Origin of the sequence: Polaribacter sp. ALD11 (assembly GCF_002831685.1) — a bacterium.
Classification (GTDB): Bacteria; Bacteroidota; Bacteroidia; order Flavobacteriales; family Flavobacteriaceae; genus Polaribacter.
Genome location: NZ_CP025119.1, coordinates 2,510,150 through 2,521,834 on the forward strand (window position 1 = coordinate 2,510,150; position 11,685 = coordinate 2,521,834).

At 30.9% G+C, this 11,685-nt stretch carries 12 protein-coding genes; 10 read left to right on the plus strand and 2 right to left on the minus strand.

Annotated features, from left to right (window positions below; translation table 11 throughout):
- Nucleotides 1-10 precede the first annotated feature (10 nt).
- The 9 genes from CW731_RS11085 to CW731_RS11125 all read left to right on the plus strand — a co-directional run bounded on the left by CW731_RS11085 (nt 11) and on the right by CW731_RS11125 (nt 6,984).
- The gene (locus CW731_RS11085) at nt 11-1,138 is read left to right on the plus strand and encodes an NAD(P)/FAD-dependent oxidoreductase (RefSeq protein WP_100946787.1); all 1,128 of its coding nucleotides are present in this window, start codon (nt 11-13) and stop codon (nt 1,136-1,138) included.
- The gene (locus tag CW731_RS11090) at nt 1,138-1,848 is read left to right on the plus strand and encodes a methyltransferase domain-containing protein (RefSeq protein WP_100946788.1); all 711 of its coding nucleotides are present in this window, start codon (nt 1,138-1,140) and stop codon (nt 1,846-1,848) included. Before CW731_RS11085 ends, CW731_RS11090 begins: the two co-directional genes overlap by 1 nt.
- 2 nt (nt 1,849-1,850) lie before the next feature.
- Nucleotides 1,851-2,903, plus strand: a complete 1,053-nt coding sequence (locus tag CW731_RS11095; RefSeq protein WP_100947692.1) for a type III polyketide synthase — start codon at nt 1,851-1,853, stop codon at nt 2,901-2,903.
- Between the two features lie 52 nt (nt 2,904-2,955).
- Nucleotides 2,956-3,396, plus strand: coding sequence for a 3-hydroxyacyl-ACP dehydratase FabZ family protein (locus CW731_RS11100; protein ID WP_100946789.1), 441 nt, complete (start codon nt 2,956-2,958; stop codon nt 3,394-3,396).
- Between the two features lie 61 nt (nt 3,397-3,457).
- A complete protein-coding gene (locus CW731_RS11105) occupies nt 3,458-4,747 on the plus strand; it encodes a beta-ketoacyl synthase (RefSeq protein ID WP_100946790.1) in 1,290 nt (429 codons plus the stop codon).
- A gap of 68 nt (nt 4,748-4,815) precedes the next feature.
- Complete coding sequence (locus CW731_RS11110) at nt 4,816-5,067, plus strand: acyl carrier protein (RefSeq protein ID WP_100946791.1); 252 nt, start codon at nt 4,816-4,818, stop codon at nt 5,065-5,067.
- Nucleotides 5,060-5,632, plus strand: a complete 573-nt coding sequence (locus CW731_RS11115; protein ID WP_100946792.1) for a 4'-phosphopantetheinyl transferase superfamily protein — start codon at nt 5,060-5,062, stop codon at nt 5,630-5,632. Before CW731_RS11110 ends, CW731_RS11115 begins: the two co-directional genes overlap by 8 nt.
- Nucleotides 5,622-6,071, plus strand: a complete 450-nt coding sequence (locus CW731_RS11120; protein ID WP_100946793.1) for a 3-oxoacyl-ACP synthase — start codon at nt 5,622-5,624, stop codon at nt 6,069-6,071. The genes CW731_RS11115 and CW731_RS11120 overlap by 11 nt, the downstream gene beginning before the upstream one ends.
- Nucleotides 6,072-6,108: 37 nt before the next feature.
- The gene (locus CW731_RS11125) at nt 6,109-6,984 is read left to right on the plus strand and encodes a helix-turn-helix domain-containing protein (RefSeq protein WP_100946794.1); all 876 of its coding nucleotides are present in this window, start codon (nt 6,109-6,111) and stop codon (nt 6,982-6,984) included.
- A gap of 158 nt (nt 6,985-7,142) precedes the next feature.
- Here CW731_RS11125 and CW731_RS11130 read toward each other — a convergent pair whose 3' ends face one another.
- On the minus strand, nt 7,143-8,072 hold the full coding sequence (locus CW731_RS11130; protein WP_100946795.1) for an ABC transporter ATP-binding protein: 930 nt from the start codon (nt 8,070-8,072) through the stop codon (nt 7,143-7,145).
- A 231-nt stretch (nt 8,073-8,303) separates the two neighbouring features.
- Entirely contained in the window at nt 8,304-10,379 is a 2,076-nt protein-coding gene (locus tag CW731_RS11135; protein ID WP_100946796.1) for a M13 family metallopeptidase, read from the minus strand.
- A gap of 243 nt (nt 10,380-10,622) precedes the next feature.
- Here CW731_RS11135 and CW731_RS11140 point away from each other — a divergent pair, with 243 nt between their 5' ends.
- The gene (locus CW731_RS11140) at nt 10,623-11,672 is read left to right on the plus strand and encodes an NAD(P)/FAD-dependent oxidoreductase (RefSeq protein WP_100946797.1); all 1,050 of its coding nucleotides are present in this window, start codon (nt 10,623-10,625) and stop codon (nt 11,670-11,672) included.
- Nucleotides 11,673-11,685 lie beyond the last annotated feature (13 nt).

Sequence of the window (11,685 nt, forward strand, 5' to 3'; positions counted from 1 at the left end):
ACACTGAAATATGAATAGAATTTTTGATGTTGTTATAATTGGTGGAGGTTTGGCAGGTTTGTGTAATGCAATTCATTTATCAAAATTTGGTATAAAGGTTTTATTAATTGAGAAAAATAAATACCCTAAACACAAAGTTTGTGGAGAATATATTTCGAATGAAGTATTGCCTTATTTAGACTTTTTAGAAATCAATCCGTTTGATTTTGGTGCTGTTAAAATTAAAAAGTTTCAATTATCCACTACAAAAAATAAAGTAATATCGGCAAAATTGCCCTTGGGAGGATTTGGGATTTCACGATACACTTTAGATTTTGAATTAGCTAAAAAAGCACTAAAAAATGGCGTAACAGTTTTACAGGATTCAGTAATAAATGTTGATTTTGAAAATGATATTTTTTCGATTGAAACGAAGGAAAATCAAAATTTTACAACCAAAGTAACTATTGGCGCTTTTGGAAAACGTTCTTTATTAGATGTGAAAATGGAACGTAATTTTATCAAAAAAAAGGCACCTTATTTAGGGGTTAAAATTCATGTAAAAGGCAGTTTTCCAGAAGATTTAGTGGCACTTCATAATTTTAAAGGCGGTTATTGTGGTATTTCTAAAGTTGAAAATAATGCTATTAACTTGTGTTATATCACTAGTTTTTCATCCTTTAAGAAGTATAAAAATATTGATGATTTTCAAGAGCAAGTTGTTTTTAAAAATAGATTTTTAAAAGAAATATTTAAGAATTCTGAAGCTATTTTTGAGAAGCCTTTAACGATTAGTCAGATTTCTTTTGAAACAAAAAAGCCAGTAGAAAACCATATTCTAATGTGTGGAGATTCTGCAGGAATGATTCATCCACTTTGTGGAAATGGAATGAGTATGGCAATTCAATCTGCACAACTAGCATCTAAATTGATTCTAAATTACTTGAATGGTAAAAACGTGTCTAGAAACGAACTCGAGAAGCAATATATTAGACAGTGGAATAAAAAATTTAGCTTGCGTTTAAAAGCGGGTCATTTTATAGCAATGTTATTTAGAAAAGATAGAATTGCAGCTGTTTTATTGCAAATTTTAAAGAAACTACCTTTTTTATTACCAATTATAATTAAGCAAACACATGGTAAACCAATGAAAATTTAATGGATTTTTTTATCAGCACAAAAAATAGAACAGACAAAGAAGAATTAATGGACGATTTTTCTATTGGTGGAGATTTACTACGAGATACTTTAGATAAGTTAGAAAATATCAATCGGTATTTAGGGGGGAATTTAGTAACTTTAAATTCGCTGAAAAAAGTATTAAAAAATCACCCAAAAGAAGAAGAGCTAACTATTGTAGATATTGGTTGTGGTCATGGAGATATTTTACGAGATGTGGCAAAATTTGGAAGAAAAAACGGTTACAAAATGACGTTGTTAGGTATTGATGCGAATCCAACTGCAATAGTATATGCAAATGAATTATCAACCGAATTTCCCGAATTGAGTTTTAAAACGGAAGATATTTTTTCTGATACATTTAAAAACAGACAATTCGATGTAGTATTGGCAACCTTATTTTTGCATCATTTTAAAGAAGAACAATTGGTTTCTTTTCTGGGAAATACTCTAAAACAAACAAAAATAGCAATTGTAGTAAACGATTTACATCGACATAAATTGGCATATTATTTATTTATGTTGTTGTCTCTTTTTATCAAAAATAAAATGATTATTGAAGACGGATTAACGTCTGTTTTAAGAGGATTCAAAAGAAAAGATTTAGAAAGAATGGCTCAAAAATTAAATGTAAAATTACAAATTTCTTGGAAATGGGCATTCCGTTTTCAATGGATAATTCAGAAATAAAAATGGCGGTAAAAATAATAGCAGTTGCAAAACAACTTCCTAAATATCACAGAGAAACAAAAGATATTATTCCGTTTGTAAAATTATGGATGCAAGATCAAGATACTCGTTTTCAAAGAAAAGTGATTAAACTTTTTGAAGGCGCAGGTGTAGACAAGCGCTATTCTATAATGGATCCTGAAGAAGTTTTTGTGGCAACTTCTTTTGAAGAAAAAAATGATATTTACGCAAGAGAAGTTGTAAAATTAGCAGAACAATCACTAAAAAAATCTTTAGAGAAAGCGAGTTTAAAACCTACGGATATCGATTATATAATTACAGTAAGTTGTACGGGAATTATGATTCCGTCTATGGATGCTTATTTGATTAATTCGCTGCAAATGAAACAAGATATTGTGCGTTTGCCAGTTACAGAAATGGGTTGCGCAGCAGGAGTTTCTGGTATTATTTATGCGAAGAATTTTTTGAAAGCAAATCCGAATAAAAGAGCTGCTGTAATAGCTGTTGAAGCACCAACAGCAACGTTTCAGTTAGAAGATTATTCGATGACAAATATTGTAAGTGCTGCTATTTTTGGTGATGGGGCTTCTGCGGTTATTTTGTCTTCTTATAAAGAAGATAAAGGGCCAGCAATTATTGATGAAGCCATGTATCACTTTTACGATGCGACTTCTATGATGGGTTTTAAACTGGTAAATACAGGTTTACAAATGATATTAGATAAGGAAGTTCCACAGAAAATATCAGATCATTTTCCGGCAATTGTGCATCCGTTTTTAGAACGTAGTAATTTGACAATTGATGATGTAGATCACTTAATTTTTCATCCTGGAGGAAAGAAAATTGTACAAACGGTGGAAGATTTATTTGGTGTTTTAGGAAAGAATATAGATGATACAAAAGAAGTTTTACGTTTGTATGGTAATATGTCTAGCGCAACCGTTTTATATGTTTTAGAACGATTCATGGATCGGAATCCAGCAAAAGGAGAAAGAGGTTTAATGTTGAGTTTTGGTCCTGGTTTTTCTGCGCAACGAATTTTGTTAGAGTGGTAATTGAATGATAATAAGCAGTGATAAGACCTGTGAGGTCTGTTAAACTTAATAAATGAACCAAATAGAAATCATAAAAAACCTTCCTTATACAAATCCTTTTTTGTTTGTTGAAGAACTCACAGAAATTTCAGAAGATGGAGTTACAGGAAATTACACTTTCAACGAAACTGCCTTTTTTTATGAAGGTCATTTTAAAGGAAATCCAATTACACCAGGCGTTATTTTAACGGAAACAATGGCACAAATTGGCGTTGTATGTTTGGGTATTTATTTATTAAAAGACGAAATTTCAGCAACAGAGAAAAAACCACAAATTGCGTTAACCTCTAATCAGGTTGATTTCTATTTACCTGTTTTACCAAATGAAAAAGTAACGGTGATTTCAGAGAAAGAATATTTTAGATTCAATAAGTTAAAATGCAAAGTAAAAATGATGAATGAGAAAAATGAACTGGTTTGCAGAGGAACTATTTCTGGAATGATAAAAGCTTAATCTCTATAATGACAGACCTCACAGGTTTTTAAAACCTGTGAGGTCTAAAATCGATAAAGAAATGAAATCAGCACAAGTAAAAAATAGAGTAGTAATTACTGGTTTAGGAGTTGTGTCGCCAAATGGCGTTGGTTTACCTGCGTTTACAAATGCGATAAAAGCTGGGATTTCAGGAATTACCTTTCATCAAAATTTAAAAGACAAGGGATTTTCTTGCTGTATTGGCGGAATTCCGGATATTTCTGAAGAAAAAAAAGCAACATATTTAACACCTTTACAACTACGTGGGTTTAATAGTACTTCTATTTTATACGGATGTATAGCAGGAATTGATGCGTGGAAAGATGCAGGTTTTTCTGTGGATGAAAACTCCGCATTAGATTATGATTCTGGTTTAATTTTTGGAATAGGAACATCTGGAATTGAAAAATTTAGAGAGGCAATTTATAAAATTGATGAGCAACAAGTAAGGCGTTTAGGTAGTACTTCTGTGGTGCAAACCATGGCAAGCGGAATTTCGGCTTATTTAGGCGGGATTTTAGGTTTAGGAAACCAAGTAACCACAAATTCATCTGCTTGTACAACAGGAACAGAAGCCTTGTTATTAGGTTTTGAACGTATTAAAAACGGAAAAGCAAAACGGATGTTGGTTGGGAGTTCTAGCGATAGTAGTTTATATACTTGGGGTGGTTTTGATGCAATGCGCGTAATGTCTTATAAACACAATGACTCGCCAGAAAAAGGATCGAGACCCATGAGTAAATCTGCATCTGGTTTTGTTCCTGGAAGTGGTGCAGGAGCTTTGGTTTTAGAATCTTTAGAAAGTGCTTTAAAGAGAAATGCTACAATTTATGCGGAAGTTTTAGGTGGAAATATAAATTCTGGCGGACAAAGAAATGGCGGAACGTTAACGGCTCCGAATGCAGAAGCGGTTCAGAAATGTATTACAGATGCAATTTTAGATGCTGCTATTTCTGCGGAAGAAATTGATGTAATAAACGGTCATTTAACAGCAACATCTAAAGACAGTTTAGAAATAGAAAATTGGACCAAAGCATTGCAAAGAAAAGGAACTTATTTCCCTTATATAAACTCTCTAAAATCTATGGTTGGCCATTGTTTGGCTGCTTCTGGCGCTATTGAGTCTGTAGCTGCTGTTTTGCAAATTAAAGAACAATTTGTGTTTCCGAATATAAATTGTGAAGATGTGCATCCAGAAATTACAGCATTAATTTCTTCGGATAAAATTCCAGCAAAAATAATAGAGAAAAACATTACTATTTTAGCAAAAGCAAGTTTTGGTTTTGGTGATGTAAATGCTTGTGTTATCTTTAAAAAGTATAAATTATAACTAATTTAAGAGAAAGAAAGACCTCACAGGTTTTTAAAACCTGTGAGGTCTAAAACAATAAATAAAATATGACAAAAGAAGAAATTATAAGTAAACTAACAACCATTGTAAAGCCTTATATTCAAAATGAAGATGGGTTTAAAAACATCTCTGAAGACACAGATTTTATAAACGATTTAGAGATAAATTCTGCAAATTTAGTAGATATTATTTTAGATGTAGAAGACGAGTTTAAAATAGAAATAGACAACGATTCTATGGAGAAAATGCTTTCTGTAAAAGCAACTGTTGCCGTAATTCAATCTAAAATGGATGCATAATATTGGCAATGATATTGTTGATATAAAGCTTGCTAAAACCCAAAGTAATTGGCAACGAAAAGGTTTTTTAGAGAAGCAATTCACTCAAAAAGAGCAAAAGGAGATTCACGATGCTGACAATCCGTTTTTAAAAGTTTGGCAATTTTGGTCTATGAAAGAAGCTGCTTATAAGTGTTATACTCAAAAAGTAGAAAAACGTTTTTTTGCCCCTTTAAAGTTTGAATGTACTCTAATCTCTAAAGAAGAAGGAACTGTGGTTTTTAAAGATAAGGTCTTTTATACAACTACAGCTTTTAGCTTGTTTTATATTTCTACTATTGCAAAAAAAAACGCAGCAACAACTTCTATTTTCTCTACAATTGGAAAAGCAAATATTGTAGATAGAAACCTTAGAGCCAAATTAGCAGAAGCAATAAATGTTTTGCCAGATGAAATAGAAAAAAGAAAAACGGCTATTGGTGCTCCTCTTTTTTTTTATCAAGAAAAAAGATTAACGAAGTCGTGCTCAATTTCTCATCATGGAAATTACGGAGCATTTGCATTTACTTTAGAAAATGAATATTAAAGAAGAATTATATAAACTTTGCGACGAATATGTAAATAAACGTTTGCAAACTGTAGAAGAGATTATTTCATCCAATCAAAAAGCGTTGCAGTCTGAAACTAAAAGTTCTGCTGGCGATAAGCATGAAACGGGACGCGCAATGTTGCAGTTAGAAATGGAAAAAGCAGGACAACAATTAGCAGGAATTACGCAGATGAGAGAAATTTTAGCAAAAATAGAGGTTGCGAAAGCGTCTAAAATTGCGTGTTTAGGAAGTATTATTTATACCGAAAAAGTAAATTATTTTTTAAGTATTTCTGCAGGACAATTAGTAGTTGAAGGTAATTCTTATTATGCCGTTTCGGTATCTTCACCAATTGGTAAATTATTGTTAGGAAAGAAGGAAAAGGAAACATTCTTTTTTAATGGAAATAATTTTAAGGTGGAAAAAGTAGAATAAAAAGTGTATTTTTAAAAATCTTAATTTTGTATTTTAGATGCCTATTAGTAATTTAAAAACCCATTATGCTAGAAATTTTCAAAAATCTAATTTTAATATACTAAAATTAGAAGATTTATTTAAAGCAGAAAATACGAATGCTATCACCAAAAACCATAAGGTAGATTTCTATACTTTATTGTTTTTTACCAATGGTATTGGAAAACACTCTATAGATTTTACAGACTTTAATTATAGAAGTGGCAGCATTCTTTCTATTAGAAAAGATCAAATACATAAGTTTTATTTAAATAAAGAAACTGAAGGTTTTTTATTGTGTTTTAAAGAAGAGTTTTTAAATAGTTATTTAAACACAATAGAAGTTGCAAGGTCAATACAAATGTTTAACGAGTTACTAATATCACCAAAAACACAATTAAGAGAAAACGATTTAGCAGGTGTTTTACGATTAGTAATGGCAATAGAAAATGAAATTTTTAACATAAGAGATAAGTTTTCTATACAAATTATTAGAAGCCTTATACATCTTTTAATTACACTTATTTATAGAATAAAAGCAGAAGGACATAACAAAATTCAATTAAATAAGTATGTAAAAGAGTTTATTAAATTTCAAAATCTTCTTGAAAAAAATTATACTGAAACTAAAAAAGTTTTTGACTACGCAATTAAATTAGGTTTTTCCACAAAAAAACTAAATACAATTGTAAAGTTTGTTACAAATAAATCTGCTAAAAATTTTATAGATGATACTGTTATTGTTAAAGTAAAAAGTACTCTTTTACATTCTAATTTTTCAATAAAAGAAGTTGCTTTTAAAACTGGTTTTAATGATCCTACAAGTTTATACAAGTACTTTAAAAAACACACCAATTCTACCCCAGAAGAGTTTAGAAAGCAGTATAAAATTTAGTTTTTTCCCTTTTGGACAGTCTTAAAGCATATTATTAACCTTTTTGAAAAAAGATTACTGTTACATTTGTATAAATTAAGATAATTATATTCCCCCAATTTTTTTAATTATACTGAATAACTGTATAATTAAAACCTTTTAACTCTATTATTTTAGAATTAAAAGGTTTTTATTTTTAGCTCTATTATAGTTCCCTTTTCTAAATTTGAAACATGATTTAAAAACACTACTTGGTTTTCAAATTCGGCTTCTATTAACCAATAAGCACCTTTAAAATAAGAATTTAAAACGGTTGCGTTTAAATCAGTATTTTTAACAATTTTAATTTGATGCGGATATAATAAAACGTTTTTTCCATTAAGAACAATTTCATTTACATCATCAAACAAAGCTGCTACATATTTTTCTTTCGGATTGTTATAAATCTCTTTTGGTGAATCTGTTATTAATATCTTATTGTTGCGAATAATTAGTAGTTTGTCTGCAAAAGAAAGCGCATCATTCTTATCATGTGTAGCTACAATACATGCAATATTTTTTTCTTTTAGATACGCAAAAAGCTTTCTTCTTAGAGAGTTTTTTTTGAAATTGTCTATTTGCCCGAAAGGTTCATCTAGTAACAATAATTCGGGTTCATTTGCAAGCGCTCTGGCAATTGCCACCCGTTGCTTTTGTCCGCCACTTAGGTTTTTTACTTTTGTTTTTTCAAAAGCTTTCATTTCTATAACTTCTAATAACTCTTGCGTTCGTTTTTCGCTTTCTTCAGGATAAAAACGAGACAAGAATTTTTTAATATTTTCTGAAACAGAAGTATAAGGCATCAAATCGAAATCTTGTGCAACATATTTAAAGAAATCCATACCCGGAACTAGATGGTGTTCTGGTCCTAAAACCTGATTTTCTTTCCAAGATATTTCTCCTTTTTTTAAATCTAACAAACCGTAAATTGCTTTTAAAAGTGTTGATTTTCCACAACCACTTTCGCCCATAACACATAAATGTTCGCCTTCTTTTAAGGTGAAATTGAAATTACTTAAAACAATTTTTCTTTTAGAATATCCAAATGAAATTTTATTTACTTTTAACATATTGTAAAAATAAGATTTCTATTTGACTTGTTATAGCTAAATAATAGTAAGTATGCCCGCGTTAGCGATTGAAGCATTTGTTTGAGCTCTTTTGCTTTTCAGCAAAAAGCGAGTGCGTAAAGCGCGACCCTTGGGGAACGCCCAAATAAAAAAAACCGACACTTTCGCATCGGTTTTAATTTTAATATATAATTTTTTTAAAAGAGAATCATATAAAAAAGGTTTGTGACTTTACCAGATTCTTACTCTTTCTTCAGGTTTTAAATACATTTTATCTCCTTCTTTAACATCGAATGCTTTATAGAAAGCATCTACGTTTTTAAGAGGCATGTAGGATCTATACATTCCAGGAGCGTGTGTGTTTGTCATGATTAAGTTTTTAAGAGCTTCGTCTCTCATTTTTGTTCTCCAGATGGTTCCCCAAGAAAGGAAGAAACGTTGTTCTGGTGTGTAGCCATCTATTTTTTCTGGTCTACCGCTTTTCTTTAAGAAAATTTGTAAACCTTCGTAAGCTGCTTGTACACCACCTAAATCTCCAATGTTTTCACCTAACGTATATTCACCATTTAAGTGCATAGAATCTATGGCAATAATGTCTGAATATTGTTTTACTAATTGTTTACCAATTACTGCGAATTTTTCAGAATCTGTATCTGTCCACCAGTTTTTAAGGTTTCCATCACCATCGAAACGAGCACCAGAATCATCGAAACTATGAGAAATTTCATGACCAATAACAGCTCCAATTCCGCCATAATTAACAGCTTCATCTGCTTTATAATCATAAAAAGGAGGTTGTAAAATTGCTGCTGGAAAAACGATTTCATTATTTACAGGATTAAAGTATGCATTTACAGTTTGTGGAGACATTCCCCATTCTGTTCTGTCTACTTCTTTTCCTAATTTTGCCATGTTTTTGTTATAATTCCATTTTGTAACATTTATAGCGTTTTCAAAATAAGAACCACCTTCTTCTAATCCTTTTACTTGCAATTCAGAATAATCTTTCCAAACATCTGGATACGCAATTTTAACAGTTAATTTATGTAATTTTTCTAAGGCTTTTTCTTTAGTCTCTTCGCTCATCCATTCTAAACCAGCAATTCTTACCTCGAAACCTAGCATTACATTGTCTATCATTTCTTTTGCCTTTGCTTTTGCTTCTGGCGGAAACATTTTTTCTACATATAACTTTCCTAAAGCTTCCCCAACAGCACCATTTAAGTTTCCTAAAGCACGTTCGTCTCTTGCACGTTGTTTTTTAGCACCACGCATTTCTTTGCTATAAAACTCCCAATTTGCAGTTTCTAAATCTGTAGATAAAGAACTTAAAGAACTGTTGATAGTGTTCCAACGTAATAATAATTTTATATCGTCTACAGAACGCTTTGTAAAAACTTTACTCATGGCTTTAAAATAACCAGGATCTGTTACAATAACTCTGTCTAAATCTGTAACACCAATACCGTCTAAATGTGCTTTCCAATCTATTGCAGGCGCTAATGCTGTTAATTCTGCTACAGACATTGGGTTGTACATTTTACGAGTATCTCTACTCTCTTCTTTAGACATCATTGGTGTTGCTAAACTAGTTTCAAAAGCAACAATGGTAGCTGCATTCTTTTTAGCAGTAGCTTCATCATCTCCAAATTCTTGAAACATTTTTGCTACAAATTCTTCATATTTAGCTAATTTGTCTGCTACTTTTTCATCTACGTAGTAATCTCTAGATAAACCTAAAGAACCACCACTCATATAACCAGCATATTCACTACTATTTTTTAAGTCGTTATAAACACCAAAACCATAAAAACCACCACCACCATAAGGCGCCATATTTGTAATATAGTTTTCTACATCTTTCTTTGTTTTAATTTCTTCTATTTTTGCTAAAAATGGCATTACAGGCGCTTTGCCTTGTTGGTTTCTAGCAACAGTATCCATTATTGTTTGGTAATAATTTACTGCTTTTTCTTGATCTGAATCTATTTCATTTCCTTGTGCATCTTTTACTTTAGGAAAATCTCGTTGCTCAATTGCATTATTTAGTATTTTTAACACATCTGCATCTGTTTTTTTACGCAGTTCGTTAAAACCACCCCAAGATGTTTGATCGTCTGGAATTGCTGTACTATCAATCCAAGTACCGTTTACGTGTCTAAAAAAATCATCTGATGCTGCCACAGAAGTATCCATGTTTTCTATGATAATACCTGCAGATTTCTCTTCGGATTTTTCTTCTTTACAAGAAACAAAAGCGAACGATGCAATTGCAGTTGTAAACAAAACTCTTTTAATTGTTTTCATGAGTTAATTATTTGATTGTTTGAATGATTAGTTTGTAAATGAACTTTTTGTTACACTTTTTAACATCTTAGATTTAATTTCTCCTTTTTAGAGCTTAGAAGTATCTAAAACACCATATCAAAGATAAGCAAATTTCAAAATATTAGTTTTTTATATTTTCTTAGAAGTTATATTTCGAACTAATTTCAGAATCTAAGAATAGACCTTTTAAAAAACAGTAGTTTTGTGGCTACAAAAAGATACATGAAGGATTATATAATTATTGGTGCTGGTCAATCTGGTTTAGCAATTGCGTATTATTTAAATAAACAAAATGTAAATTACTTAATAGTTGATGCCAATTCTGAAGTTGGTGCGCCTTGGTTAAAAAGATGGGATTCTTTAAAATTATTTACGCCTTCGGAATTTAATAGTTTACCTGGTTTAGAATTTCCGTATAAGAAAGGACATTATGCGAATAAATATGAAGTTGCAGGGTATTTAAAAGGATACGTTTCTAATTTTAAGATTCCGGTTGAGTTTAACCATAAAATTACTTCCTTAAAAAAGGAGAATGGCATTTTCAAATTAGAAAGCAACCTTAAAACTTTTGAAGCAAAAAATGTAATTGTTGCAACAGGTCCTTTTCACAAACCTTTTACACCTAGTTGTCATACAAAAATATCGGAAGACATATTACAAATTCATAGTGAGCATTATAAAAGTCCAGATCAATTAAAAGAAGGAGCAACATTGGTTGTTGGCGCTGGAGATTCTGGTGTACAGATTTTAAATGAAATTTCAAAAACGAATACACCTGTCTATTTTTCAGGAAACACAGATATTGTATCACTTCCTCAAGAAATATTAGGGAAAACATTATGGTGGTGGTTTAGTAAAGTAGGTTTTTTAACAGCTAATAAATATTCTTGGATTGGTAAAAAACTAAGTAATACCGGTCAGCCAGTTATTGGTACAGATGTAAAAACGCTGTTTAAAAAACAAAATATTACGTGTGTTGGTAGAACTTTAGATGCAAATGAAAAAACCATCACATTTGAAAAACAAAAGGTAAACGACATTAAGAATATTGTTTGGGCAACCGGTTTTAAACCAAATTTTAATTGGATTGATGGCATTGAGTTAGATGAAAACCACTATCCTAAAAATTACAGAGGTGTAAGTAAAACGATTGACGGATTGTACTTTTTAGGACTTCCATGGTTGTACACAAGAGGTTCGGCTACCTTAGGAGGTGTTAAGAATGATGCAGAATATTTGAATGAATATCTAATAGAAAAAGTTTCGAAATAAGAAATTTTCTTTT